Source organism: Streptomyces sp. NPDC002446, assembly GCF_053595675.1.
In genome coordinates, this window is the sequence record NZ_JBSFYC010000055.1 from 1 (window position 1) to 26,075 (window position 26,075).

The 26,075-nt window shown below is 70.8% G+C and carries 24 protein-coding genes and 1 tRNA gene; 10 read left to right on the top strand and 15 right to left on the bottom strand.

Annotated elements, in window-relative coordinates:
• Window positions 1-48 precede the first annotated feature (48 nt).
• Window positions 49-459 (bottom strand): ATP-binding protein, encoded by a 411-nt coding sequence (locus ACWD6P_RS26515; RefSeq protein WP_451446707.1) that lies wholly within the window; start codon window positions 457-459, stop codon window positions 49-51.
• 112 nt (window positions 460-571) lie between these two features.
• Between ACWD6P_RS26515 and ACWD6P_RS26520 the strand changes: the two genes are divergently transcribed.
• From ACWD6P_RS26520 to ACWD6P_RS26530, 3 genes are all read left to right on the top strand, one after another.
• Window positions 572-1,420 carry a helix-turn-helix domain-containing protein gene (locus tag ACWD6P_RS26520; protein WP_451446662.1) on the top strand — a complete coding sequence of 283 codons (849 nt, stop codon included), beginning with the start codon at window positions 572-574 and terminating at the stop codon, window positions 1,418-1,420.
• The gene (locus ACWD6P_RS26525) at window positions 1,417-1,740 is read left to right on the top strand and encodes a DUF397 domain-containing protein (protein ID WP_451446663.1); all 324 of its coding nucleotides are present in this window, start codon (window positions 1,417-1,419) and stop codon (window positions 1,738-1,740) included. Before ACWD6P_RS26520 ends, ACWD6P_RS26525 begins: the two co-directional genes overlap by 4 nt.
• Window positions 1,741-1,872: 132 nt before the next feature.
• The gene (locus ACWD6P_RS26530; RefSeq protein ID WP_451446664.1) at window positions 1,873-2,067 is read left to right on the top strand and encodes a hypothetical protein; all 195 of its coding nucleotides are present in this window, start codon (window positions 1,873-1,875) and stop codon (window positions 2,065-2,067) included.
• A gap of 19 nt (window positions 2,068-2,086) precedes the next feature.
• On the opposite strand, the gene ACWD6P_RS26535 is transcribed toward ACWD6P_RS26530, so the two are convergent.
• The 7 genes from ACWD6P_RS26535 to ACWD6P_RS26565 form a co-directional block, all read right to left on the bottom strand.
• Complete coding sequence (locus ACWD6P_RS26535) at window positions 2,087-2,620, bottom strand: SigE family RNA polymerase sigma factor (RefSeq protein ID WP_451446665.1); 534 nt, start codon at window positions 2,618-2,620, stop codon at window positions 2,087-2,089.
• Between the two features lie 117 nt (window positions 2,621-2,737).
• Window positions 2,738-3,904, bottom strand: coding sequence for a lipid-transfer protein (locus ACWD6P_RS26540; protein ID WP_451446666.1), 1,167 nt, complete (start codon window positions 3,902-3,904; stop codon window positions 2,738-2,740).
• Window positions 3,901-4,344 carry a MaoC family dehydratase gene (locus ACWD6P_RS26545; RefSeq protein WP_451446667.1) on the bottom strand — a complete coding sequence of 148 codons (444 nt, stop codon included), beginning with the start codon at window positions 4,342-4,344 and terminating at the stop codon, window positions 3,901-3,903. Before ACWD6P_RS26545 ends, ACWD6P_RS26540 begins: the two co-directional genes overlap by 4 nt.
• Before the next feature lie 16 nt (window positions 4,345-4,360).
• Entirely contained in the window at window positions 4,361-5,539 is a 1,179-nt protein-coding gene (locus tag ACWD6P_RS26550; protein ID WP_451446668.1) for an acyl-CoA dehydrogenase family protein, read from the bottom strand.
• A 1-nt stretch (window position 5,540) separates the two neighbouring features.
• On the bottom strand, window positions 5,541-6,509 hold the full coding sequence (locus ACWD6P_RS26555) for a bifunctional MaoC family dehydratase N-terminal/OB-fold nucleic acid binding domain-containing protein (protein ID WP_451446708.1): 969 nt from the start codon (window positions 6,507-6,509) through the stop codon (window positions 5,541-5,543).
• 143 nt (window positions 6,510-6,652) lie between these two features.
• A complete protein-coding gene (locus tag ACWD6P_RS26560) occupies window positions 6,653-7,849 on the bottom strand; it encodes an acyl-CoA dehydrogenase family protein (RefSeq protein ID WP_451446669.1) in 1,197 nt (398 codons plus the stop codon).
• A gap of 217 nt (window positions 7,850-8,066) precedes the next feature.
• Complete coding sequence (locus tag ACWD6P_RS26565) at window positions 8,067-8,372, bottom strand: hypothetical protein (protein WP_451446670.1); 306 nt, start codon at window positions 8,370-8,372, stop codon at window positions 8,067-8,069.
• A 521-nt stretch (window positions 8,373-8,893) separates the two neighbouring features.
• Here ACWD6P_RS26565 and ACWD6P_RS26570 point away from each other — a divergent pair.
• Together ACWD6P_RS26570 and ACWD6P_RS26575 are read left to right on the top strand one after the other, a co-directional pair.
• Window positions 8,894-9,964, top strand: coding sequence for a bifunctional DNA primase/polymerase (locus ACWD6P_RS26570; protein ID WP_451446671.1), 1,071 nt, complete (start codon window positions 8,894-8,896; stop codon window positions 9,962-9,964).
• A 307-nt stretch (window positions 9,965-10,271) separates the two neighbouring features.
• A complete protein-coding gene (locus tag ACWD6P_RS26575; RefSeq protein ID WP_451446672.1) occupies window positions 10,272-11,873 on the top strand; it encodes an ABC-F family ATP-binding cassette domain-containing protein in 1,602 nt (533 codons plus the stop codon).
• Between the two features lie 104 nt (window positions 11,874-11,977).
• Here ACWD6P_RS26575 and ACWD6P_RS26580 read toward each other — a convergent pair whose 3' ends face one another.
• The 3 genes from ACWD6P_RS26580 to ACWD6P_RS26590 all read right to left on the bottom strand — a co-directional run bounded on the left by ACWD6P_RS26580 (window position 11,978) and on the right by ACWD6P_RS26590 (window position 13,967).
• Window positions 11,978-12,745, bottom strand: coding sequence for a class I SAM-dependent methyltransferase (locus tag ACWD6P_RS26580; RefSeq protein WP_451446673.1), 768 nt, complete (start codon window positions 12,743-12,745; stop codon window positions 11,978-11,980).
• Window positions 12,742-13,212 carry a GNAT family N-acetyltransferase gene (locus ACWD6P_RS26585; RefSeq protein ID WP_451446674.1) on the bottom strand — a complete coding sequence of 157 codons (471 nt, stop codon included), beginning with the start codon at window positions 13,210-13,212 and terminating at the stop codon, window positions 12,742-12,744. Before ACWD6P_RS26585 ends, ACWD6P_RS26580 begins: the two co-directional genes overlap by 4 nt.
• Before the next feature lie 263 nt (window positions 13,213-13,475).
• Window positions 13,476-13,967, bottom strand: coding sequence for a LysM peptidoglycan-binding domain-containing protein (locus ACWD6P_RS26590; RefSeq protein ID WP_451446675.1), 492 nt, complete (start codon window positions 13,965-13,967; stop codon window positions 13,476-13,478).
• A 1,774-nt stretch (window positions 13,968-15,741) separates the two neighbouring features.
• Here ACWD6P_RS26590 and ACWD6P_RS26595 point away from each other — a divergent pair.
• Entirely contained in the window at window positions 15,742-16,113 is a 372-nt protein-coding gene (locus ACWD6P_RS26595) for a hypothetical protein (protein ID WP_451446676.1), read from the top strand.
• Window positions 16,114-17,190: 1,077 nt separating this feature from the next.
• Here the strand turns inward: ACWD6P_RS26595 and ACWD6P_RS26600 are convergent.
• Both ACWD6P_RS26600 and ACWD6P_RS26605 read right to left on the bottom strand, forming a co-directional pair.
• Window positions 17,191-17,277, bottom strand: a tRNA-Ser gene (locus ACWD6P_RS26600).
• A gap of 53 nt (window positions 17,278-17,330) precedes the next feature.
• A complete protein-coding gene (locus ACWD6P_RS26605) occupies window positions 17,331-18,845 on the bottom strand; it encodes a trypsin-like peptidase domain-containing protein (RefSeq protein WP_451446677.1) in 1,515 nt (504 codons plus the stop codon).
• Window positions 18,846-19,274: 429 nt separating this feature from the next.
• Here ACWD6P_RS26605 and ACWD6P_RS26610 point away from each other — a divergent pair, with 429 nt between their 5' ends.
• The 3 genes from ACWD6P_RS26610 to ACWD6P_RS26620 all read left to right on the top strand — a co-directional run bounded on the left by ACWD6P_RS26610 (window position 19,275) and on the right by ACWD6P_RS26620 (window position 22,032).
• Window positions 19,275-20,120 carry a glycerophosphodiester phosphodiesterase gene (locus ACWD6P_RS26610; protein WP_451446678.1) on the top strand — a complete coding sequence of 282 codons (846 nt, stop codon included), beginning with the start codon at window positions 19,275-19,277 and terminating at the stop codon, window positions 20,118-20,120.
• Window positions 20,121-20,173: 53 nt separating this feature from the next.
• Window positions 20,174-20,881 carry an ATP-binding protein gene (locus ACWD6P_RS26615; protein ID WP_451446679.1) on the top strand — a complete coding sequence of 236 codons (708 nt, stop codon included), beginning with the start codon at window positions 20,174-20,176 and terminating at the stop codon, window positions 20,879-20,881.
• A 152-nt stretch (window positions 20,882-21,033) separates the two neighbouring features.
• Entirely contained in the window at window positions 21,034-22,032 is a 999-nt protein-coding gene (locus ACWD6P_RS26620) for a DUF5926 family protein (RefSeq protein WP_451446680.1), read from the top strand.
• Between the two features lie 243 nt (window positions 22,033-22,275).
• On the opposite strand, the gene ACWD6P_RS26625 is transcribed toward ACWD6P_RS26620, so the two are convergent.
• Together ACWD6P_RS26625 and ACWD6P_RS26630 are read right to left on the bottom strand one after the other, a co-directional pair.
• Window positions 22,276-22,911: a hypothetical protein gene (locus tag ACWD6P_RS26625; RefSeq protein ID WP_451446681.1), complete on the bottom strand. Its 636-nt coding sequence runs from the start codon at window positions 22,909-22,911 to the stop codon at window positions 22,276-22,278.
• 162 nt (window positions 22,912-23,073) lie between these two features.
• The gene (locus ACWD6P_RS26630) at window positions 23,074-23,787 is read right to left on the bottom strand and encodes a bifunctional DNA primase/polymerase (protein ID WP_451446682.1); all 714 of its coding nucleotides are present in this window, start codon (window positions 23,785-23,787) and stop codon (window positions 23,074-23,076) included.
• A gap of 732 nt (window positions 23,788-24,519) precedes the next feature.
• On the opposite strand from ACWD6P_RS26630, the gene ACWD6P_RS26635 reads away from it, so the two are divergent.
• Entirely contained in the window at window positions 24,520-26,064 is a 1,545-nt protein-coding gene (locus ACWD6P_RS26635) for a PP2C family protein-serine/threonine phosphatase (protein ID WP_451446683.1), read from the top strand.
• Window positions 26,065-26,075 lie beyond the last annotated feature (11 nt).

Sequence of the window (26,075 nt, forward strand, 5' to 3'; positions counted from 1 at the left end):
GCACCGGGAGCTGGCAATCGCCATCCTGGTCAGCCCGCTTTCCGGCCGTCAGCTCCACAGCGGCAGATCGAACTCCGCCCAGACCGTCTTGCAGGGAAACGGCCCCCGCACGGTCCCCCAGCGGTCGGCCAACGCATCGACGAGGATCAACCCGTGCCCGGATTCCCGTACGCCAGGGGTCTGTTGGACCGGGATCCGGTCAGGCCGCGCATCCACCAACTCGACACGGAGCGTATCCGCGTCGAAGGAGAGCACGATCCTGAAGTCACGCCCCCGTACGCGCCCGTGCGAGGCGGCGTTCGCGGCCAGCTCGGCGACGACCTGCGCGGGCCGTTCGAACGGCAGGCCCCACACGCGGAGTTGCTCGCTGGCAAGCAGACGGGCAAGGCGGGCGCCCCGGCGGGTGGCGGAGAGCTGGACCTTGAACTGCAGCAGCGGCTGGGCAATTTGCTGATTCATGTCACTCAGCGTGGCCATGCGTATCTACCCTGCAAAGGGAGCTCGCAGGTACGCACGGTGACTGTCCTGGCGTTGTCCAGGCATGTCCCCGCTGTCCAGGAGGTGGATACGGATGAGCGTTGACGGGGAGAACGAGGCGGGTTGGGACGTCGACCCGGAGGACGAGACGCAAGCCGTCGTCGAGACGGTCGGGCGCCAGCTCAAACTATGGCGGGAGGCAGCGAACCTGCGGCCTTCCGAGTTCGGGGCGGCCATGGGGTACGGGGAGAACCTGATCTACAAGATCGAGCGCGGCGCGCGTATCCCCCGCCCGGAATTCCTCGACAAGGCCGATGAGGTGCTCGGCGCGGGCGGGAAGATCGCCGCGATGAAGAAGGACGTGGAACAGGCCAGGTACCCGAAGAAGGTGCGGGACCTGGCGAAGCTGGAGGCCGAGGCGGTCGAGTTCGGCGCGTACGGCAATCACAACATCTCTGGTCTGCTGCAGACCGAGGAGTACGCGCGGGCGTTGTTCAACGTGCGGCGCCCCGCCCTCACCGAGGACGACCTTGAGCGGCACGTCGCGGCTCGGATGGCACGCCAGAAGATCTTCGCCCGACGACCGCTCACCACGCTGACATTCGTCCAAGAAGAGGTCACGCTGCGGCGGCCCATCGGGGGCAAAATGGTGCTGCGCCGCCAGCTCGAACACATCCTGGAAGTCGGCAAGTTGAGGCACGTCGAGATCCAGGTGATGCCGACGGAACGCGAGGACCATGCCGGGATGAGTGGCGAGGTCCAGCTGCTGAAGCTCAGGGATGGATCGACCGTGGGGTACTCGGAGGCGCAGCTCACCAGCCGCGTGGTCGTGCAGCCGAAAGAGGTGCAGGTCCTCGAACTGCGATATGGGATCATCCGATCCCAGGCTCTCACGCCACGGGAGTCACTGGCCTTTATCGAGAAACTGCGGGGAGAGACATGACGCTCAGGCCTTCTGTCGGGTCCGGTTCCGCGCTGACGTGGATCAAGAGCAGCTACAGCGGCAGCAATAACAACGACTGCGTCGAGGTTGCCTGGACCAAGAGCAGCTACAGCGACAGCAGTAACGGTCACGACTGCGTCGAAGTCGGCTGGACCAAGAGCAGCTACAGCACCGACGACGGGCCCGACTGCGTCGAGGTCGCCACCACCCCCTCCACCATTCACATCCGCGACTCCAAGAACCCCGACGGGCCGCGGCTGCGTCTCGCGCCGGGGGCCTGGGCCGACTTCGTCACGTACGCGGCGGGCTCTGTGCGCTGACCGCGCCGGGGAGTGCACAACGGCGCGTAGTTCCCCCTGCGTGCAACAACTGACGGTTTCCGTCGCCGTTCCGGCCGGGTCAGGGTGGGTGTGGCGGGCACGCTGTCAGCAACGGCAGAAGGGGGAGTCACGGTGCGGAACTTCGACCTCAGGGCAGAAGCGGAAATGCGGCTGCGGTCCGAGCAGTTCGCGGCGGAACTGGCCGAGAAGCGTCGCGAGCAGCTGGCAGCGGCCGGTGACGACGAGGCGGCCCAGGCGCCCGTACCGGCCGAGGCGGCGACCGCCGCGGCCACGGCATCGGACGCCGACGACGCATCTACGGGCTGACCCCGCATCGGGCATCGGGTTACGCGATCACGGCCAGCTCCGGGTCCTCCCGGAGTTTGGCCAGGGCGCGGGAGACGGCGCTCTTGACCGTGCCGATCGAGACCTCCATGACCTCGGCGGTCTGGGCCTCGCTCAGGTCCTCGTAATACCTGAGGACGACCATGGCGCGCTGGCGCGGGGGCAGCCGCATCACCGCCCGCCACATCGCGTCGCGCAGGCCCTCCAGCTCGGCCGGGTCGGGGGCCGGCAGCGGGTCCGGCTCGGGGAGCTCGTCGACGGCGAACTCCTCGACCTTGCGCTTGCGCCACTGGGAGGTGCGGGTGTTGATCAGCGCGCGGCGGACGTAGCCGTCCAGGGCGCGGTGGTCCTCGATGCGCTCCCAGGCCACGTAGGTCTTGGTGAGCGCCGTCTGGAGGAGGTCCTCGGCGTCGTTCGGGTTGGCGGACAGCGACCGCGCGGCGCGCAGCAGGACCGGCCCCCGGGCCCGTACATAGGACGAGAACGACGGGAACACAGCGGCGGTCGAAGCGCTGGTGCACACTGGCGTGGTCATGTGCTCCACGCTAGAAGCGAGGGCAGGTGCAGGGGATCGGCCCCAGGTGCCGAAGCGCCCTCCGTCTCAAGTTGTACGGGTCGGGTCTGCCCCACCTCCTTTGGGGGGACGGGACCCTCATACGTCCCGGCCCAGGATCAGCCCCGACGTGGGCACCCCGGTGCCCGCCGTGACCAGTACGTGGGAGGCGTCCGGGGTCTGGTTCGGCGAGGTGCCGCGGAGCTGGCGTACGGCCTCGGCGATGCCGTTCATGCCGTGCAGGTAGGCCTCGCCGAGCTGGCCGCCGTGGGTGTTCAGGGGGAGGGTGTCCGCGGCGACGAGGTCGGCGGCCTCACCGGGGGCGCAGAAGCCGAACTCCTCCAGCTGCATCAGCACGAAGGGGGTGAAGTGGTCGTAGAGGATGGCGACGGAGATGTCGGCGGGGGTGAGGCCCGCCGTGCGCCACAGCTGGCGGGCGACCACGTTCATCTCGGGCAGGCCGGTCAGGTCGTCGCGGTAGAAGCTGGTCATCTGTTCCTGGGCGCGCCCGGCGCCCTGTGCCGCGGCGGTGATCAGGGCGGCGGGCTGCCGTAGATCGCGGGCCCGCTCGGGGGTGGTCACCACGATCGCCTGGCCGCCGTCCGTCTCCTGGCAGCAGTCCAGCAGCCGCAGCGGCTCGACGATCCAGCGGGAGGCGGCGTGATCGGCGAGGGTGATGGGCTTGCCGTAGAAGTGCGCGGCCGGATTGCGGGCGGCGTGCCGGCGGTCGGTGACGGCGACGTGGCCGAAGGCCTCCGGGGTCAGGCCGTGGGTGTGGAGGTAGCGCTGGGCGGCCATCGCGACCCAGGAGGCGGGCGTGAGCAGGCCGAAGGGGAGGTTCCAGCCGAGCGCCGCGCCTTCGGCGGAGGGCTGCCGTTCCTGCACTCCGGAGCCGAAGCGGCGGCCGGAGCGCTCGTTGAACGCCCGGTAGCAGACGACGACTTCGGCGATCCCGGTGGCGACGGCCAGGGCCGCCTGCTGAACGGTGGAGCAGGCCGCGCCGCCGCCGTAGTGGATGCGGGAGAAGAACGACAGCTCACCGATCCCGGCCGCCTGGGCGACGGTGATCTCGGGGTTGGTGTCCATGGTGAAGGTGACCAGGCCATCGACGTCGGCCGGGGTCAGCCCGGCGTCGTCGAGGGCGGCGTGTACCGCTTCGACGGCGAGCTTGAGCTCACTGCGGCCGGAGTCCTTGGAGAACTCGGTCGCGCCGATGCCGGCTATGGCGGCGCGTCCGGAGAGCGAGTCGGCGCGGTGCAGGCTCATACGGTGCCCTCCGGGGCGCTTGCGGTGGCCTCCGGGGCGCTTGCGGTGGCCTTGGCCTTGGCCGTGGCAGTGACCGTGACGGTTCCGGTGACGTGGTTGCCGAGGGCGTTGGCGCCGACGACCCGTACACGGGCGGTGTCGCCGTCGACGCCGGTGACCGTGCCCGTCAACGTCATGGTGTCGCCCGGGTAGTTGGGGACACCGAGCCGTATCGCGACGGTGCACAGGCGGGCCGTGGGCCCGAAGTGGTCGGTGATGTAGCGGCCGACCAGCCCGTTGGTGGTGAGGATGTTCATGAAGATGTCCGGGGAACCGCGGTCCCTGGCGGCCTCGCTGTCGTGGTGCACGTCCTGGTAGTCGCGGGAGGCGACCGCTCCGGCGACGATCAGCGTGCGGGTGATGGGGATCTCCAGGGGCGGCAGCTCGTCACCGGCCTTCATACGTCGTCACCGGCCTTCATACGTGGTCCTCCTTGACTGCCGTGGGCTCACAGGCAGGTTCCGCCGCGCCGGTCCCGCCGGGACCGTCGGCCAACACCTCGCCGAGTTCTTCCAGGAGTCGGGGCCCCGATCCGAGGTAGGCATCGAGCTGCCGTCCCCAGAGGAAGTGCCGGTGGACCGGATGGTCGACGTCGGCACCGATCCCGCCGTGCAGATGCTGGCCGGTGTGCACCACGCGCTTGCCCGCCTCGGACGCCCACCAGGCGGCGGTCAGCGCGTGCTCGGCACAGGGCAGCCCCTCGTCGTGGCGCCAGGCCGCCTCGTAGGCGGTGACCCGTATCGCCTCGGTGTCCATGTACGCGTCGGCGGCCCGCAGGAGGACACCCTGGTTGGTGGAGAGGGGGCGCCCGAACTGCTCGCGGGTGGTGGCGTGGGACACGGCGCGGGCCAGGGAGCCCGCGCAGACCCCGGCCTGGAGGGCGGCGAAGGCGGTGCGGGCGGCGGCCAGCGTGCCGGCGTACGCCTCGGGCCCGCCGGTCGCCCCGGCCAGCCGCTCGCCGGGCGCGCCGTCCAGGGTGAGTCGGGCCGCCGACCACGGGGCGGTGGTCTCGACCGGCTCCCGCCGCACACCGGTGTCACCGGTGCGCACGAGCCACAGCGTGCGCGAGACGTCGTCCGGCACGAGGACGTGCGTGGCCTCGCGCAGCCACGGCACCACCGGCACCGAACCGGTCAGCCGCGCCGTCCCCTGCGCCCGCCCCTCCGTCCGCGCCGTCCCCCGCGCCCGCCCCTCCGTCCGTGCCCGCCCCTCCGTCCGCCCCTCGGCCCGTACGCCGCCGCGCCGTGCCGAGAAGGCCCCGGTCGCCACCGCCTCGCCCGCCCGCAGCCCGGGCAGCAGCCGCGCCCGCTGCTCCGCGCTCCCGTACGCGCCGATCGCCAGCAGGCCGTACACACAGGTCGCGGCGAACGGCACCTGGGCCGTCGTACGCCCCTGCTCCTCCAGCAGGAGGGCGAGCCCCAGCAGCCCGGTGTCCTCGGCCGCACCCGGCAGACCGGCCGCGCACAGCGCCTTCCACAGGTCGGCGTCGGCGGCGGTACCCAGCCCGGCGAGCCGCTCGGGCGTGGACAGATCGCCGAAGATCTCGGCGGCCAGTCCGCTCGCGGCCCGCTGCTCCTCCGTAGGCGTGAAGTCCATCTCAGCCCGCCACCTCGCCGTCGGGCCGGAACACCGGCAACTCCAGCTCCTCGTCGACCCGCAGGAAGTCCAGCCGTACCGGCATCCCGATCCGCACCGTGCCGTACGGCACCCCGACCACATTGCTGACCATGCGCACGCCCTCCGCCAGTTCGATGAGCCCGACGGCATAGGGAGGGTCGAAGGCCGGGAAGGGCGGGTGGTGCATCACGACGTACGAATAGACCGTGCCGGCACCGCTCGCCTCGACCGTGTCCCACTCGGGCGAACCGCAGCCGCGGCAGCCCGGCAGCCAGGGAAAGCGCAGCTCACCGCAGCCGCCGCAGCGCTGGATCAGCAGCCGGTGCTCGGCGACACCGGCCCAGAAACCGGCGTTGTCGCGGTTGATCACCGGACGGGGGCGCCGGGCCTCGGGCTTCGGCCGGGCCTCGGGCTTCGGCCGGGCCTGCTCCCGCCGGGCCTGCCCCTGCGGCGTCCGACTCCGTGGCGCCGGGGCGTACTTGAGGACCCGGAAGCGGTGCGTCCCCGCGAGCTCGCCGTCCGCCCGGAGCTCCATCCGCGTGGTGACGAAGAACCCGGCCCCCAGCTTGGTCGTCTTGCGCTCGGAGACCGACTCGATCACCGCGTCGAAGGTGATCCGGTCGCCCGGCCGCAGCGGTCGCAGATACTCCTGCTCGCAGTCCGTCGCGACGATCGAGGTGTACCCGGCCCGGTCCAGCAGCCCGGACAGCTCGTCGTACGCCGCCGAGCGGTCGCTGTGGCCCGACAGCCCGCCCATCGTCCAGGCCTGGAGCATGGTCGGCGGAGCGATGGCGTCCGGCCCGTCGTACGCCGGGTTCGCATCGCCCATCGCCTCGCACCAGTGCCTGATCATCGGCGCGTTGACCAGGTCCTTTCCGGTCCCCGCGGCGGACGTCGCACACCCCTCGTAGACCTTCAGCCGCGCGTACAGGGCGTCGGCGTCACTCAGGCCGTCGTCCGGGTCAGCCGCATCACCCGGACCGATCGGGCCGCCCGGACCGATCGGTCCGCCCAGAACGGCCGGACCGCTCGCCCTCTCCGGACCGCTCGCCCTCTCCGGACCACTCACCCTCTCCGGATCGTTCGGACCGCTCACCGACGCCCCCTCCGCATCCCCAACCGCATCGTCGCGACGATCTCCCGCTGGACCTCGCTCACACCGCCCCCGAAGGTGTTGATCTGCGCCGCGCGGTTCATCCGCTCCAGTTCGCCGTCCCGGAAGACGCCCGGCGAACCGGCCCGCACCAGGGCGGCGTCGCCGACCACCTCCTGGCACATCCGGTAGACCTCGACGGTGGACTCCGTCCCCGCGAATTTGACGCCGCTGGCGTCGCCGGGACCGAGCGTCCCGGCGCCCACTTCGCCGACCAGCCGCCAGTTCAGCAGGCGGGTGGCGGCCAGCCGGGCGTGTGCCTCGGCGAGCCGGGAACGTACCCATGGCCGGTCCGCCGGGCGCTCGCCGGTCTCCGGATCCGGCGTACGGGCGTGGGCCAGCGCCGCGTCGAAGGCGTCCTCGGCCTGCATGCCGAGGGCGGCCAGTGCGACGCGTTCATGATTGAGCTGATGGGTGATCAGCTGCCAGCCGGCGTTCTCCTCGCCGACCAGGTTGCCGGCCGGCACGCGGACGCCGTCGTAATACGTGGCGGTGGTCGTCAGCCCGCCGACCGTCTCGATCGGCGTCCAGGAGAACCCGCGCGCGTCGGTGGGCACGAGGATGATCGAAATGCCCTTGTGCTTGGGCGCGTCGGGGTCGGTGCGGCAGGCGAGCCAGATCCAGTCGGCCTGGTGGGCGTTGCTGGTGAAGGACTTGGCGCCGTCGATCAGCCAGTGCGCCGGGTCGCCGCGCCCCTCCCCCGCGGCGGCCGTGCGCTTCACCGCGCGGGTACGGAGCGCGGCGAGGTCGGTGCCGGCCTCCGGCTCCGTGTAGCCGATCGCGAAGACGATCTCGCCGCTGAGGATCCGCGGCAGGAAGTAGTCCTTCTGCCGCTGGGTGCCGTACTTCATGAGGGTCGGGCCGACGGTATTGAGGGTGACCATCGAGACCGGGGCGCCGGCGCGGTACGCCTCGTCGAAGAAGACGAACTGCTCGTCGGGGCCGCGGCCCGCTCCGCCGAACTCGGTCGGCCAGCCCAGCCCCAGCATGCCGTCGGCGCCGATCCGGCGCAGCAGCGCGCGCTGCGCCGCGGGGTCCTCGGCGATCCCCTTCGGGCCGTCGGGCAGCAACCTGCGGAAGTACGCACGCAGTTCGGCGCGGAGTTGTTCCTGGCGCGCGGTGGGGGCGAGGTGCACGTCGGCGGCCTCCCCTTCTGGTGGCCGTACGTCCGGCGCGCAGGAGGATTCCGGACGTACGAACGAGCGAGCGGGTTTCTGACTGTCCGTCAGAAACCCGCTCGCTGTCAAGGTCGGTGCGGTGAACCCCAGAGCGGTCCGACCGCTCTCCGCACCGACCCCGACACATCACCTCACCCTTCGGTCGGCCGCCCACTCCCCTTGGCGGCGGACCGGCTCACCAGAGCTCGGTGAAGTTGACGGTGGTGTTGTCCTGGTCGATGTGCGTGAAACCGGAACCGTTCACGCTCGCGGTGTTGTTCTGGTTGGAGGCGCCGGCACCGTTGGCGACCTGCTGGCCGGTGGTCGAGTTGCCGTTGTTGTCGTCGCCGACGCCAGTCCCCGCCTGGCTCGTCGCCGCCGCGCTCGACCCGTTGTTCGCAAAGCCGCCGTTGTCGGCCTGCGCCACGCCGGACAGCAGCGCCACCGCGAAGGGCAGTGCGGCGGCTACGGCGATGACGCGGGCGGTACGGGTGCTTGCCATGTCTATTCCTCCTACGGAACACAACTTCTGGATCTGCCCTGCTGGACCGACCTGATGGGCCTGACCTGCTGGATCCGATCTGCTGGACGTTGCTGGACCTGCCGGCCCCACCGGACCCGCCGACCCCGCTCGCTCGACCTCACGCGATCCCGCTCGACCTCGCTCGATCTCGCCCGACCCCACCCGATCTGGATCCGGACTGCATGAACTCCGCTTGTTCATCGGGTAGTTGGCCGTCCACCACGATGCTTGCCTCGACGTCGCGAACTCAGGATTGCCCACCGAATCCCCGGCGAACCCGCCGCGAAGGGGCGATTCCCTCGCAAGCATGAGGAACCTCCGGTAAACCCAGCCGCACCACATCACCCCGCACGCACCCCCCGCCACAAGGTCACGGCCCACCGGAGCCCTTCCCCCGCAAGGGGTGCGGACCTCACCCGACCGGCCCACCGCCCCGGCGCACGGACCACCTCGCGCACGCCCCCCTTCCCTTTATCGAACATTCGTACGAAAATAGAGCCATGGCCACGCACCGACGCCATGCCGAACCGCCCACCCCCCTCCGCTCCGGGCCCGACTCCGAGCCAGATCCCTCGTATCCGCGGCCCACCCCCGAGCCGGAACCCTCGTATCCGCGGCCCGACTCCGAGCCAGATCCCTCGTATCCGCGGCCCGACTCCCCCTCCGGCTCCCCCGCCGACGCGCACGCCGCCGACTTCCCCGCCGACGCGCACGCCGCCGACTTCCCCGCCGACGCGCACGCCGCCGCGCTCGCCCATGCCCTGCTCGCCGCCGAGCGCGGCTACCCCGTCATCCCGCTGACCCGCAGCAAACTCCCCGCCCTGCGCTCCCCGCACCGCGGCCACCCCGAGGACCCGCCCTGCCGCGGCCGGTGCGGCCGCATCGGGCACGGCGTACACGACGCGACCAGCGACCCGCTGCTGGTCCGCCGCCTGTTCGCGGCCGCCCCCTGGGCCACGGGGTACGGCATCGCCTGCGGACGGCCGCCGCACCACCTCATCGGCATCGACCTCGACACCAAGAACGGCGCCGACGGCCTCACCGCCCTGCGGTACCTCGCCGAGGCACACGGCTTCCCGGTCCCGCCGACCGTCATCGTCCGCACCCCCAGCGGCGGCCGCCATCTCTGGTTCACGGGCCCGCCGGCCCCGCCCGTCCCGAACTCGGTCGGCCGGCTCGCCCCGGGCATCGACGTCCGCGGGGCGGGCGGCTATCTGGTCGGCCCCGGTTCGCTCACCACCCACGGGCGGTACGTCCTCGCGCCGGACACCCCGCTCCGCCCCGCCCCCGCACCACGCGCCCTGCTCGCCCTCCTCACGGCCCCGCCGCCCACCGCCCACCGCGAGCCCCCGCCCGGCGCCCCGCCCCAGCCCGCCGCCGCGCTCGTACGCTTCGTCCGCACCTCACCGGTCGGCCAGCGCAACGCCCGCCTCTTCTGGGCCGCCTGCCGCGCCTACGAGTCCGGTCTGGGCCAGGAGCTCACCGAGCGCCTCACGGAGGCCGCCTGCCACACCGGCCTGCCCGAAGAGGAGGCACGGGCGACGATCGCCTCGGCGGGGCGACACCGGTAGGAGGGGAGGCCGGTGGGAGGGGAAGCGCGTAGGAGCGGAAGCAGATAGGAGAGGAGCGGAGAAGAAAATCGGCTGCGCCCGGTCCCCCGCGCAGCTACCCTCCCCACCATGTCTACGCCCCGGATCTCTTAGCTCGGAAACCCGCTTCCACGCCACCCGTGTGTCCGCACACAGGCGTTGAAGACAGGCGTTGAACACAGGCGTTGAACCCGCGCACCGGCGTGCGCCATACGCCACGCGCCACGCGCCACGCGCCAACCGAGCTTCCAAGACATCCTCTCCTCTCCTCCCTTCCGGAGCGTTTTCCGTGATCACCGTGCGCGGTGTCGACGTACGCGTCGGCGCCCGGCTTCTGCTGTCCGATCTCACCTTCCACATCGCCCCCGGCGACCGCATCGGCCTCGTCGGCCGCAACGGCGCCGGCAAGACCACCCTGATGCACACCCTGACCGGGCAGCACCGCCCGGCGGCCGGCGACATCACCCGCACCGGCTCCCTGGGCCACCTCGCGCAGGACTCCCGTACGGCCGACCCGGCCACCACCGTCACCGACCGGATCCTCTCCGCCCGCGGCCTGGACCGTGCCGTACGGGCGCTGCGGGCCGCCGAGGACGCGATGGTCCAGGCCGGTGACGGGTCCCAGGAGCGGGCGGCGATGGCCGCGTACGCCCGTGCCGAGGCCGGCTTTCAGGCGTGCGGCGGCTATGCGGCCGAGGCCGAGGCGGCCCGGATCGCCGCGGGTGTCGGGCTGCCGCCGCAGGTCATGGAGCAGCCGGTCGGCACCCTCTCCGGCGGTCAGCGGCGCCGCGTCGAACTGGCCCGGATCCTGGCCGCCGACCACGACACCCTGCTCCTCGACGAGCCCACCAACCACCTGGACACCGACTCGATCACCTGGCTGCGCACCTTCCTGTCGTCCCACCGTGGCGGCCTGGTGGTCATCAGCCATGACACCGGCCTCCTGGAGGGGATCGTCAACCGGGTCTTCCACCTCGACCCCGCGCGCGCCACGATCGACGTCCACAACACCACCTGGCGCGCCTACCTCACCCAGCGCGCGGCCGACGAACGCCGCCGTACCCGCGAGCGGGCCAACGCCGAGCGCAAGGCCGCCGCACTGCGCACCCAGGCCGAGAAGATGCGCTCCCATGTCTCCACCGCCGTCGCGGCGAAGAACATGGTGCGCCGCGCGGACCGCCTGCTGGCCGGCCTGGAACCGGCCCGGCGGACGGAGCGGACCGCCCGGATCCGGCTGCCGGAGCCGGCGCCGTGCGGCCGTACGCCGCTGGGCGCGATCAGCCTCACCAAGGCGTACGGCCAAAACCAGGTGCTGCGCGGGGTGGACCTGGCCGTCGACCGGGGCAGCCGGCTGGTCGTGCTCGGTCTCAACGGCGCGGGCAAGACCACCCTGCTGCGCATCCTCGCCGGTCACGAGACACCCGACAGCGGCCGTGTCGTACCCGGCCACGGGCTGCGGCTCGGCTACTTCGCCCAGGAACACGACACCCTCGACCCGGCATCCAGCGTCCGGCAGAACCTGGCCGCCGCCGCGCCGCAGCTCACCGACGGCGAGGCACGCCACGTCCTGGGGTCGTTCCTCTTCACCGGCGACGACGCCGACAAGCCCGCCCGAGTGCTCTCCGGCGGCGAGAAGACCCGGCTGGCGCTGGCGGGCCTGGTCCACTCGGGCGCGAACGTGCTCCTCCTGGACGAGCCCACCAACAACCTCGATCCCGCCTCCCGCGACGAGGTGCTGGCGGCAGTCGACGGCTATCCGGGCGCCATCGTGATGGTCACCCACGACCCCGGTGCCGTCGAGGCCCTACGCCCGGACCGCGTCCTGCTGCTGCCGGACGGCACCGAGGACCTGTGGAGCGCGCAACACGCGGAGCTGATCGGGCTGTCGTGAGGAGGGGGAGCTGATCGGGCTGTCGTGAGGAGGGGGCGGGCTCACGCGCGCACGCCCGTAGGCCCGTACGCCCGTACGCGTGGGCCCACGCCTCCCCCTCCCCCTCACCCGGCCTTACGCGCCTCGATCAAAAACCGCGTCGTATGCGCCACGAACGGCCCCTCCTTGCGGATCAACCCGTCCAACTCCCGCAACCGGTCCCGATACCGGCCGACGGTGAACCTGGGAACCATCCACACCACCTTCCGCAGGAAGTAAACGACCGCACCGATGTCGAAGAACTCGGTCCGCAGCGACTCCGCACGCAGATCCACCACCTGCAGCCCGGCCTCCTCCGCCTCCCGGCACGCGTCCTCGGGATGACGGGCCCGCCGTACGTCCGCGGGCTGCGGCCCAAGGAAGTACTCGACCAGCTCGAACACGCTGGCCGGGCCCACCTGTTGGGAGAAGTACGTGCCACCGGGCCGCAGCACCCGGGCGATCTCCGCCCACCACACGGTCACCGGGTGACGGCTCGTCACAAGATCGAAGGCCGCGTCGCCGAACGGCAGCGGCGGCTCGTCCGCATCGGCCACCACGACCGCGCCGAGCGGATGCAGCAGCGCCGTTGCCTTGGCGACGTTCGGCGGCCAGGACTCCGTGGCGACCATCACCGGCGGCAGCTTCACCGCCCCGGCGAGCACCTCCCCGCCGCCGGTCTGGATGTCCAGCGCCGCCGACGCCCGCGCCAACCGGTCGCTCATCGCCCGCTGGTACCGCCACGAGGGACGCTCCTCCGTGGCCCGCCCCTCCAGCCACGAGAAATCCCACCCCTCGACGGACACCTCCGCCGCCTCGGCCACCAGCTCCTCGAACGACCGCGCCCCGCTCACCGGCCGTCACCGACCAGGAAGGTCAGCTCCGGCCGGTCCCACATCACCGCCGGCGGATTCGCCCGCACCGTTCCGCTGGGCCGGGCGCCCATACTGCGATAGAAGCCCTCGGCGGGCGGATGCGAGACCACCCGCACGCTCTCGATCCCGAGGCGCCGCGCCTCCCCCCGCATATGCTCGATCAGCCGACGCCCCATTCCGTACCCCTGCGCCTCATCGGCCACAAACATCAGATCAAGCTCCGCCGGCTCGACGACGAGCGAGTAGAACCCCAGAATTCGCTCGCCGGTCTCCCCACCGGCAGCGCCCTCGCGCACGGCGACGAACACCCGATGCGCCTCGATGTAGTCCGGCCCTACCCGATACCCCTCGACCATCGCGGAGTACCGACCCGTATAGGCCCCCGACCGCTGCACCAGCCGCGTAAGCCGCCGGGCATCCCCCCGCTCGGCCCGCCGGATCACCACATCCCCGCACCCGGCTTCGTCGACCGCCCCCGCCCTCCGAACACCCACGGCGACCTACCCACTTCCCGCCCGACCCCGACAACAACAAAGAGACGCCACCAACAGAAGGCAGCCAACAGCAAACAGCAAGAGAAAATTACCTGCCCCACCCCCACAATACCAACAGAGAATCAATACCAACAGAGAATTGAACTTCCCGCTGTACTCTGCTCCGACTATGCACAGCGGGAAGTTCGGGGACGTTCGACAACTTCGGTCTTCCGTCAGTCAGAGCCCCACTCCTCAGGCGACGGGCTCGGAACGCTGAGCCGGTCCCAGGACGTTTTTCCCGGAATTCCATCCGCGTCGGGCCCCGAGAATCCCAACAGCTCCTGCCAGAGCGCGTAAGACTGCCGGTGCCGCTCGTTCCACCTGGGCCCAGGACCGCTGAACCCGTAGGGCTCCCCGCAGCCTTCATCGACGAGTCGCAGCCCCATATTCAGGATGATGGGGCTCTCCGTGGGCGGCTGGCTGGTGAAGAAGTCCGCACCCGGGAACGGCACCAGCCCCGGACCTGCGGGCGTGGGCTGGGGCCCTCCTGCCGACGCCTTGGCGACGATGAGCCGCTGGCCCACTTTGATTTTGTCGGGGTCGGGAATGTTATTCCAGATCTGAAGCTGCTTCACGGTGGTCTTGAAGCGCACGGCGATACCGCTCAGCGTGTCGCCCGACACCACCGTATAGATCGTGTCTCGCGTTCTCTGTTTCGTACCCATGAGTCTCACGCTAGAAGCGTTCACCCGACCCCGCACGTTCAGACGAACACCGCAACAGAATCAAGTCCCGTAAATCCGCCGGGAAGTATTCTAACGCCCATCCACCCTCGCCGCAGCCCGAATTGATTGACCCTTAAATATCCACCGGCCCTTAAATGCCCACCGGCCCCGCCGTATTCACCCAGGAGAAGCTGAACTCACCAAGGAGAAAGCGCGAGGAAGCGCGAAGAGGGGCCCCGGGCGCCCGTTCCCCTTCTCCACGGAACAGGCGCCCGTCATCCGTCGTCGTGCCGCAGATTACGAGAGCGAGCCTCAGGGCGTGTGCGGTGCAGGACTGGGAGTGCTCGGGGTGTGCGTGGTGGTACCCGGCTGCATTCCTGTGGTGCCTTGCCCGGCCGGCGGCGTGTGCCGCGGAGTCTCACCGTGGGTCGCCGGCGGCTTACTGGGCACCGAGGGCACGGAACGTGGCGGATCTACGTACCTGCCCCTCTCGCCGCACTTGGCTTCGCTCTTACCGTCAGCGTATCCGCGGCTCCAATTTGCTTCGTACCTGGCCAGCACAACTCCCTGGAGGTCGGGCGGCGCGGGGTGCCGCTGGTTACCGCATAGCTTTCCGACGTAATAGCCGTCGTTATATCCGTAACCACGGTCGTCTTGCGACGGGGCCATGGCCACATTCCCTGGGGCCGTCGCAGCCGAAGCTTGAGAAGCAACGGCCGGCGGCAGCACGAGAGCCCCGAAGAACACCGGGGCAAGCAACGCGAGAAAACGCTTGCGGCGCATAGTCTCCTCCTCTCAACGAGGAGAGTGGGAACTTTGGCACGGGAAAACCACGACGCGCAGGCAGGCCTCACTGCCAGCGCACGAGAATCCTCACGCTCGTCCTTGCTCAGCCGCGGGGACACGTGACGTCACGGCCGTATTTGTGCTGCGGCATCCAGAAGTTTATAAAGCCCTTGCAGTTGAACTTTCTATCAGGCAGGTGAGCATGCGGCCGAGTCTTCCTGCATTTTTCCTTGTCGCATATGAATCCGGGATTAGTGGGCGCGCCGGGCTTAACCCAACGACCGCTCCTGTCCCAGCTGCGATCCTTGCCGCTCTTGCTTCCCGTGGAGTCGTTTCCGTCCGGAGTGCCATGGGGTGTGACCGGGCTCGATGGCTGACTGTGCGTCGGGGGCGGCGGCGGGTCGGCGGCGATTGTGGGGGCGGCGCCGCCGAAAACGGTGACCGCCGAAAACGCTGTGAGCGCAGCGATTCTGCCGAATCGCTGGGAGAGGGCCATGGCCATACGCCCTCACCTCGATTGACTCATCTGGGTGACTGTGTAAGTTCGGCCAGTTACGACCTATTCCCCCATTCCCCCGTCCCCCGTCCCCCGCAAAACCATGCTACGCCTGCACCCAAGCCCCGCACCGACGCCAGCCCGCACAGACGGCGACGCACCCAGCGAGGCCAACTCCCATACAGGGGACTGACGGTTCGAGCGGCCAGGCCGCGGTGAGCTGCATCCGGCGAGCACCACATCAGCGGTCGCTGTGTCGGTGCACTCAATCGTTCAACTATCCAGGGAGGATTTCAGCGCACTGCGCATTCTGTAACTAGCCAAAGCCCGCAACCTTCCGATCGCAGCCAATGGTTGGCCGTCTACCTGTCCCCCCTGTCCACCTATCCATGCAGCGGAGCCCGAACTTCGAGTCGTTGAAAGTCGTTGTAGAGTCCCGCATATCCGAGCGACGCATGTCACCGGAGCAGTACGACTAATGGGGGATGAAGCTTGCGCAAGCGATTCAGGGGAGTGCTGGCCGCCAGTATGGCGGTGGCAGCCACGATCGGCGGGATCGGTCAAGCAAGCGCCGCAGGGGATACCTACGTCGCGTCCTATTTCGACAGAACCTGCCATCGGGCCGATGTCTCCTTCAAAAGCGACGGAGAAATCTGGACGATCACCGACAAATGCGCGGACGGTCACCCCGTAGCAGTGCAGACAAGTTCGCCTTACGGCTGGACCCACTACAACCGAGGAGGGGCCAACCAAAGCAAGACCGTCGACAGCTCCTACCCGGAGGGTACGAGGGTCACATTCCGGGCCTGTGCGCAGTTTGGCCAGACCTTGAAGTGCGGTGAGTGGGCTACAGCCAAGGCGTGACCGGCCTCTCTCGATTTGCGCGCTTGGCCGCAGGCTGACCACACCCGCTGGCCATGGCTGAGATCCGGGCGCACGAGATGAGACAGCACACGCAGTCGGAGCGGGCCCCGATGACTCCGGACCCGCTCCGACCTGCATGATTTGTACCTCTGCGGAGGCTTGCTCCAACGTGGTTCCCATGGTCCGGCAATAACCCTGCCGGGCAGCAGGAGTTCAGCCGGATAAAGAACAACGGCGCCCCGTACGTCGACCCAGCAGACAGCCATGCACCAGCCTCTCGAACACCATCCGGTGATGGGGGGCTGACCGGCGTCAGACTCGTCAGATCGTCAACGTCGTAGAGGCAAGGCGCAGGTCATCACTGCCTGGTGCCGCAGGTGACGCTCCGTCCCTTTTTGTCGTGGGGCAGGAAGTAAGTCATCAAGCCCTTGCAGACGTCCTACCGGCTCCGCTCGTACTTCGGTGCGTTCTTCTTGTACCAATCCCGCCTGCACTCCCCCCTGTCGCTTGCCTCATCTTGGGCACGTCACGGTCAGTGGTGCGCGGTTTGACGCGGGTGGAGTCGCGCCCACCGGGGGCCGGTGGGTTCGGTTCGTTGACGTTGGTGGAGCCGTGCCCGCCCGGCGCTGGCGGGTTCGGTTCGTTGACGGAGATTGTCGTCGTCACTGGGTGCGAGACCACAGCGTCTGCGGTGCTCGCCGGTACCAGTACGCCTCCGGCGGCGAGGGCGGCCGATACGCTGCCCACTGCCAGCCGCTGCGCATAAGAGAGCTTGCGCATCGCAGTCATCTTCTCGGGGCAAGGCTCCTGGGGCCTGTCCGGCAGAACGGGCCTCGGGCCGGATGAGATCTCATCTGCAAATTCATCACCGCCCGAGTGCCGGTTCGGCGAGCGAGCCGAACGGCCCAAGCGTGGATCGAGTGCCCCGGGCCGGTGGGCCGACCAGCCCCATGACGCTCCGGCGACGTCGGCCAAACGCGGCCAAGAGCCGTCAGCAACGGATCAATGGCGACGGGACAAGACACGGCCCCTGACCGGGAGTTCCCTGGTCAGGGGCCGTTCTTAGTGCTTCACCTGCGGAGGCTGTGGGATTTGAACCCACGGTGACGTTGCCGCCACGACAGTTTTCAAGACTGTTCCCTTAGGCCGCTCGGGCAAGCCTCCCCGCGGCGCCGGTGCGTGGTGGGCGCGGGTGCCGCGGGGATCAGACTAGCGCGTCACTTGTCGCCCGTGCGCTGGCCCAGGGTGACTTTGGCGGTGTGCTCCTTGCCGGCGCGCTTGTAGGTCAGGGTGACCTGGTCGCCGGGCTTGTGCTGCCAGATCTCGCTGATCAGGGTGGGGCCGCTGTCGATGACCGTGTCGTCGAGCTTGGTGATGGTGTCGCCGGGCTGGAGGCCCGCCTTGTCGGCCGGGCCGTTCGGGGTGACCGCGTCGGAGCCGTTGTTGCCGGTCTGGGCGATGGTCGCGCCGTCGCCGGTGTCCCGCATGCCGACCTGGACGCCGATCTGCGGGTAGACCGGCTTGCCGGTCCTGATCAGGTCCTGGGCGACGCGCTTGGCCTGGTCGATGGGGATCGCGAAGCCGAGGCCGATGCTGCCGGACTGGCTGGACTCGCCCAGTCCGCCGCCGTTACCGGCGGACTGGATGGCGGAGTTGATGCCGATGACGTTGCCGGCGGCGTCCAGCAGGGGGCCGCCGGAGTTACCGGGGTTTATCGAGGCGTCCGTCTGCAGGGCGCTCATGTACGAGGCGCTGGTGCCGCCGCCGTCACTGGAGGCCACCGGGCGGTCCTTGGCGCTGATGATGCCGGTGGTGACCGTGCCGGAGAGGCCGAAGGGGGCGCCGATCGCGATGGTGGCGTCGCCGACCTGGACGTGGGCGGACCTGCCGAGGGGGAGCGGGTTGAGGGTGGCGTCGGAGGCGTTCTTGAGCTTGAGCACGGCGACGTCGTAGCCCTGGGCGTTGCCGATGACCTCGGCGTCGTACTTCTTGCCGTCGGAGAACGTCGCGGTGAGCTTGCCGCCCCCGGCCGCGGAGGCGACGACGTGGTTGTTGGTGAGGATGTGGCCCTGCTTGTCGTAGATGAAGCCGGTGCCCGTGCCGCCCTCGCCGGTGGCACCCTGCGCCTCGATCGTCACGACGCTCGGCAGCGCCTTCTGCGCTATGCCCGCCACCGAGGTGGGCTTGCGGTTCAGCGCGCCGGCGTCGCCGGTCGCCGAGACCGTCGTCGAGGCGCTGTCGTTCTGGCCGGCGGCCCAGAAGCCGATGCCGCCGCCGATGCCGCCGGCCACCAGCGCGGCCGCCAGGACGGCCGCGATCAGGCCGCCGCTGCGCCGCTTGGGGGCGGGGCTGCCGGGCGGCGCGGCCCAGAGGCTTCCGCCGTCGCCGGCACCGCCGTAGGGGGGCTGGCCCCAGCCGCCGGCGGACGCGCCGTGGCCGGCCTGCGCGTAGGCGGGGATCTGGGCGGTCTGTTCGGCTCCGGTCGGGGCGTCGCCACCGGGGTGGGCGGGCTGCTGGGGGTGCCCGGGAGACGCCTGCGTAGGCGTCTGGTCGCCGGGGCCGCCGTGGGCGGGACCGGCGACGGTCGGGGCGAAGGCCGGCGGCGGGGGCGCGGCGGGCGGCGCGTCGGGAGCCTGGGCGCCGGAGGCGGACGCGGGGGCGCGGTCCGGCTGCGGCCCGGTCGGCGGCATGGCCTCCGACGGGACGGCGGCTCCCTCGTTCTCGGTGCTCACAGCTCTCTCCTCAGCTTCACGCGGGCCTTGCGGTTCCGTACGGGGCGACGGCGCCCGTACGGGGACTTGCGGGTGGTGCGGCCGCAGCTCCTCGCTGCGGGGCCGCCGGGGACCCGTACCCCGTCGTCCAGCATCCAGGATCAAGGATCCGGATGGTCCGGGCGAGTCCCGGTGGGCCGGTCCGGGGCCGGTGGGGCCGGTGACGGGCGGCACGGGAAGATCTTCTTCCCGGCCTCCGACCCGGCCTTCCCCAGCGTTTGCCACGAGTCTCCGTCCCAGCTTTTCCCACCGCGCGTCAGAGCGGTGTAAGCCGAGGCTGTGACTGTCCCCTCATCCTTTATCTCGGACAATTCCGGCGCATCCCTTGTTCCGCGCCCCGGGGGGGTACGCACCGGCGGCGGGCCGCCGGTGGGATGGCACGATAACTCGGTGACCCCTGCACGCCCCTCCCAGAACGCCCGCCCGGACCGTCCCGCGATCTCCGTCATCGCCCACCGCGGCGCCTCCGAGGACGCCCCGGAACACACCCTGGCCGCCTACCGCAAGGCGATCGAGGACGGCGCGGACGCCCTGGAGTGCGATGTCCGGCTCACCGCGGACGGCCACCTGGTGTGCGTCCACGACCGCCGGGTGAACCGCACCTCCAACGGGCGCGGCGCGGTCTCGGCCCTGGAGCTCGCCGATCTCTCCACCCTCGACTTCGGGTCGTGGAAGGAGGAGGCGTACGGGAACGAGGCACCGGACCGGCAGCACGAGGACCCGGAGCGGACCTCCGTGCTGACCCTGGAGCGGCTGCTGGAGCTGGTCGCCGACGCGGACCGCCGGGTGGAGCTGGCGATCGAGACCAAGCACCCGACGCGCTGGGCCGGACAGGTGGAGGAGCGGCTGGTCGAGCTGCTCGACCGGTTCGGGTATGCAAAACCGGCCATGAACGCCGACTGGACCTCCCCGGTACGCGTCATGAGCTTCTCGGCGCGCTCACTGCACCGCGTACGGGCCGCGGCCCCCGGCATCCCCGGCGTCTACCTGATGCAGTTCCTCACCCCCCGCCACCGCGACGGCCGGCTGCCGGCCGGCGTCGGCATCGCGGGCCCCGGGATACGGATCCTCCGCTCGCACCCCGAGTACGTCGACAAGGCGCATCGCGCGGGCCACCGGGTCCACGTATGGACCGTCAACGACGCGGCCGATGTCGAGCTGTGCCAGGAGCTGGGCGTGGATGCGGTGATTACAAATCGCCCCAAGCAGGTGCGAATGCAACTCGGCCTTGGCTAAAGCTCATCACAGGGTGTGCACCGGCGCATTCGGCTCGTATTCGATCGTGTCTTGTGCGTCACTGCGTGCCGCCTGGCCGGTTTCCGGTCCAGTCCATTGGGGCATTCATCCCGTGGCGTGGGGCAAAGGAGGTCTCGGGGGTGGCGTTGGTGGTGGCACAAGAGGTGCCGACGTCGTCGATCATGGCCGTACCCCATGGTCCAGTGGGTGTGGGCATGGCCAGGCGGCGCATGCGAGAAGAGCTGTTGGCAAGTGGTGTTCAGGACAGCGTCATCGATGATGCGGTCCTTGTCCTTTCGGAGCTGTTGAGCAATTCGTGTCGCCATGCGCGTCCGATAAACGAAAACGGAACACCCAGTTCCATCAGAGCCGCGGCGCGGGACACCTCGCGCGAGGCTCCCAAGGACGCGTCGCCGGGCGCACCGTTCGCATCCGTACGGGCGTCGTGGCGCATCGACGCGCAGGGCCGGCTGACCGTCGCGGTCACCGACGGCGGCGGTCCGACCCGACCACTTCCGGCCACTCCCTCGGTCACCGCACACGGCGGCCGCGGACTGGCGATCATCCGGTCGCTCGCCAAGGACTGGGGCGTGCGCGACACCGCCGCCGGTGAGGTGACGGTCTGGGCGGTCCTCTCCCTCCAGGGCGCTTTCGCTACGCGCGTGGACCTGACGCCCGATCTGCCGCCGTCGGTCGCCGCCGAGGGCCGCCCGGTGCGGCCGCTGGGGCCGGCCTTCGCCGACCTCGACGACCTGACGTAGCCGCGGCGCTCCCTCCAGCGGGTCAGGACACGGGGTGACACCAGTGCGGGACACGGCCGGGTCCACAGGCGAGCGCGACCGCGTACGCGATCCTCTAGGCTCGCGCCGAAACGCGTCCGTACGTCCAGGATCGACCAGGAGACACCGTCGCCATGGCCAAGAAGCGCCGCCCTCAGCCCCAGGCCGCAGCACACGCCCGCACGAAGGACGGGGCCCGCGGCGGAGCCGCTGATGAGAACTATCCGGTCGTCGGCGCCCGGGAGCCCTGCCCGTGCGGCTCCGGCCGCCGCTACAAGGCATGTCACGGGCGGCGCGCCGCGCACGCCGTCACCGAGCTGGTGCAGCGCCCCTTCGAGGGCCTGCCCGGGGAGTGCGACTGGGTGGCGCTGCGGGAGCTGGTGCCCGCCGCCACCGCCGAGTTGACGCTCAAGGGCGGACTGCCCGAGGGCGTGCCCTCCGTGACGCTCGCGACCGTACTGCCGATGGCCTGGCCCGCGCTGCGCCGCGACAACGGCGCGGTGCTGCTCGGCCTGCAGAACGACACCGCCTCCGGTGACCTCAGCCGCGACCTCGCGGACACCCTGCAGCGCGCACTGGTCGCCGAACCGGGCACTCCGGTCGCCGCAGCCGCGCGGCCGGCCGCCGACGCGCCCCGGCTGCAGGATCTGCTCGACCTGGACGCGGCTTTTGAGCCGACCGTCCACACCGGTTTCGAGTTCTGGGTGGAGAACGCCGAGAACGCCGCCGGCGAGGTCGCCGCCTCCCTGGAGCGGGCCAACGCGGCCGCCATCCCGACCGCCCGGATCCCCGGCCTGGAGGGCGCGTACTGGTGCGAGGCGCCGGAGAAGAACCATCTGCGCTGGGTCACCTCCCACCCCGAGGAGCAGCTGCTGGACGCGCTCGCCCGGCTGCACGCCGCGGGCACCTCCTCGCTGGGCGAAGGCACCCGCCTGGTGGGCTCGTTCCGCGCCCACGGGCTGGTCGTGCCGGTCTGGGACCTGCCGTCGTCGATGGACGCCGACGAGGTCGCCAAGCCGGCCCTGGCGTTCACCGAGCGGCTGGCCGAGGCCCTCGCGGCCGACGCTCCGCTCACGGCCGACGAGCGCCGGGCGCGCGGTGGTCTCACCAACCGTCAGATCACTCTGAGCTGAGGGCGACCGCGACGGCGGCCGTGGGGATCGTACGCCTCTGGGGGCTCCCCCGTGACACCGATCACAACTCCCCATGCCTACGGGTAAATAGGCGTCCGGAAATCCACGATCGAATTTGCTAACCGCCGATCTCTTGTTACGGTTCTAAAAGCCCGGTCGCTGGTGCATCCCCCGTCGCCAGCGACCGGGCGCTTCCATGTCCGGAACCAGGCCGTCCGATCGGATCGCCCGCGGCGCGCCGCCTCAGCGCCCCGAACCCCGGCCGCCCGCCGCCGAGTTGCTGCCCGAGCGCAGCAGCAGCCGCTCCCCCGCCGCGTCGGCGATCTCCGCCATCGCGTCGTACGCCGCCCGGGTCCCGGGCGCGGTCAGCCCGGCCGGGGTCTCGCACAGGCCCGGCGCGTCGGAGGCCGGCACGTCGCAGTTCACCTGGACGGTCCTGCCGTCCGGCCGCAGCAGGGTCAGTACGGCGCGCAGCGGGCCGCCGGTGATGTTGCGGTAGTACGTACGGGCCCAGGTCCGGCCGCGCTCGGCGAGCACACAGGTCTGGGCCTCGATGCCCTGGGCGGAGGAGATTTCGGGGCCGCAGCGGGTGGTGCGCCCGGAGAGCAGCGAGAGATCGAGGCCGTCGAGGGGACCGGTGGAGCGGTCCGGGCCGGCAGGGCTCTTGCCCCGCTTGGCCCCTACTTCTCCGTTGATGTTCTTTTTCCCCGAGGGGCTGTTTTCGGCCTTGGCGCTCGCCCCGGATTCAGCGCCCGACTCCGGCTTGTCCGGCATCGCCGTGTCCGCCGGGCCGGCCATCGCGGCACCCAGTGGCACGGCGATGGCGAGGAACGCCGCCCCGGCGAGCCCGGTCACGCGGACTTTCTGCGCACGCTGCATGGGCCCCACCTGCAAGATTGAGTTGCCGCCGACGGCGGCTTGACGGTGCGCCGAACCTATCGGCAGAGCAGGGTGCGCCCGACCGCCCGGACACCCGTTTCCCGTAGTGATCCGGGCGGGTCGCACCCTTACGGGTGAACCGCCGCGGGGCGGGCCGTCGGCTCAGTACGCGAGCCGGCTGCCGCCGTCCGGGGTGCTGGCGCTCGCCATGACCAGGGCGTCGACGATCGTGGCCACCTTCGGCAGCCAGGGCGCCGCCGACGGCGGGGAGGCCGGCGGCCGCTCCCAGCGCACCCGGCCGACGCCGATCTGGGACGGCGGGAGCACCACATAGCCGCCCTCCCCGTGGAAGCGCAGCGAGCTGGGCACCCAGTCCTGGGAGTACAGCAGCTCGCCCAACTCCGGGAGGCCGTAGGGGGATACGAGCAGCGACCAGCGGGTGGGGGTGGCCACCACGGGGCCGAGGCGTACGCCGAAGTGGTCCAGGGCCGCCAGGGCGCGGGCACCGGCGACGGCGGGCAGGCTCACGGCGCAGGGCGCGCGGCCGCCGGTGGCCAGCACGATCGGGGCGTCGGGGCGGTTGGTCCACCACCAACGCACCATCCGGGCGTCGGTGGTGGCCGCCAGCAGCCCGGGGTCGAAGGGGTGCGCGCCGGGTACCGCACAGTCGGGGTCGGGGCAGTTGCACTGAGGGGCGGGGCGCTCTCCGAGGCCCAGCCGGGCGCCGGCCGGCTGGCGGCCGCCGGACCTGAGTCCCACGCCGGGAAGTACCGGCCACTGCCACTCGGTGGCGCAGTGGAGCGCCGCGCCGAGCAGCGCCGACCTTCCGCCGCGCCGGAACAGGAGCTTGCGTCGCCTTCCGAGGATCTCGCGCATGAGCGCTCGTTCCTTTCCGTTAACGCCGAGGGCTTCGTCCATCGCACTACATGGCACTACAGGGCACTGCTCGCCGGTTCGCATGCGCTTCGCGCCGCGCCGCTTCATGCCGTTGTGTGGCGTTTCTTGCGGCCCGGTCATGCGTTCCGGGGTCGATCGCGCATCGATCACGCCACGTGGATCTCGGTCACCGCGTGTACAAGGCAGCGCATCATGCCGTACGCCGAGCGGGAAACGTGGCGGGGGGTGGCGCGCGCATGGCGCTTGCGCTTCCGTAGTGCAGTCCCCGCCACTTGGGAGTGCGTCGCGGTGGTCGCCGTATGAGACGCCGGTGCCCGCCGGAGAGTTCCGGTGCGGCCCCAACTGGCCCCGCACCTTTCCGATTACGTACCCGCCACTGTGGTGATGACGCGCTGCTGATCGCCGTCAGTCGACCTCAAATTGACGCTTGGGGGGCTGTTTTCAGGCCAATCTACAGACCTCGTTGACACCACAAACCCCATCGGGACAATGCTGGACATCGCATTGCTGGTGCGTGTACATGTGGAGGCATTGATAGCGGAGCAGCATGACATGGGGGTTTGCGATGCTATTGAGGAATTTGCGCGGCCAAACGCACCGCACAACGTCACTCAACGAAATGCCACACTCCCTACCAATCTCCGGCCTGACCTGGGGTAATGCCTGGCGCAACGATAGCCGCCGGCCATGAGCGCCCCACACGTACCGAAAGTGGCTGGAATCGAACCAGCTCTTCCTGGCCCCACTCACACTACGGACCCGCACGCGGCGCAGACCCCCACGGGCCCCGCTTCCGGCTCCCCCTCCGACCCCTCCGACGGTGCGTCCTGTCCCCCTCCGGGCGCACGCCAGGACACCGGCGGCGCCGCTTCCGGCGCCTGCCCCGAGTCCTCCGCCATCGACCAACTCGCCGCGATCCAGGACCGGCTGGCCGGCTGGATCTCCGACCTCAGCACCCTGCACGACCTGACCGAACGGCTCGCGCGCACCCGCACGCTGGACGACGCCCTCCATGAGCTGCTGCGGGCCGGCGCCTCCCTGGTCGGCGCGCGCCGCGGCATGGTCGTCCTCGCACCGGCCGACGGTCTCGGCCCGGAGACCACCGTCGGCCTCGGCCTCGGCCACGCCGAGATCGGCCACATCGAAACCATCCCGCGCCGCGCCCTGTCGTACGCGCGGATACTGGACGGCCTGCCCGAGCCGGGCGCCGACGGCGAGGCCCCCGAGATCGCCGAGCCCGACATCCCCGGCGAGAAGGACCTCGACCCCCGTCTCCGTGAGGTCGCCGCCCGCCTCGGATACGCCGCCAGCTACGCCGTCCCGCTCACCGCCGACCCCATCGGCCGCACCGGCGCCGCGGTCTGGCTCTACGACGAACCGGCCGAGCCCACCGAGCGCCAGCGCCACCTCGTCGGCCTCTACCGCGCGCACGCCGCCGAGCACCTCGCCCGCCTCCTCGAACTCCACCGCAGCCGGCAGGCCACCCGGACGCTGCGCGAGGAGCTGCTGCCGCGGCGGCTGCCGCGGGTGCCCGGCGTACGCCTCGCGGTACGGCACAGCACCGGGCCGCTCGGCGGCGGCGACTGGTACGACGCGCTGCCGCTGCCCGACGGCGCCCTGGGCCTGGCCGTCGGCTCGGTGACCGGCTCCGGCCCGAGCGCGGTGGCCGCCATGGGGCGGCTGCGGGCGTCGCTGCGCGCCTACGCGGTCATGGAGGGCGAGGATCCGGTCGCGGTCCTCTCCGACCTCGAACTGCTGCTGCGGCTGACCGAGCCGGCCCGCAGCGCCACCGCGCTGTTCGCGTTCACCGAACCGACTCCCGGCGCGCCGGGCGGCCCACCCGCCCCGCCGATGCCGGGCGGGATCACCGACCCCTTCGCCCGCAAGGTGGTGCTCGCCGGGGCCGGCCACTGCCCGCCGCTGATCCTCGGCGATCTGCGGACCGAATTCGTGGAGACCTCGCTGTCCGCGCCGCTGGGCATGCTGGCCTGCTGGGAAGCGCCGAGCGTGGAGATCGAACCGGCCGGCGGGGAGACCCTGCTGTTCTACAGCGACGGGCTGCTGCACCGCACCGGGGAGCCCATGGACCGCGCCTTCGCCCGGCTGCACGCGGCCGCCGCGGGCGTCCCCCGGGCGAGCCGCCATGATCCGGAGGCGGTGGCCGACCACATCGTGCGCGCGATGCTGCCGCAGGGCCTGGAGGACGAGGCGGCGGAGGAGGACGTGGTGCTGCTGGTCGCGTACTTCGAGGAGTAGCACCGGCCTGC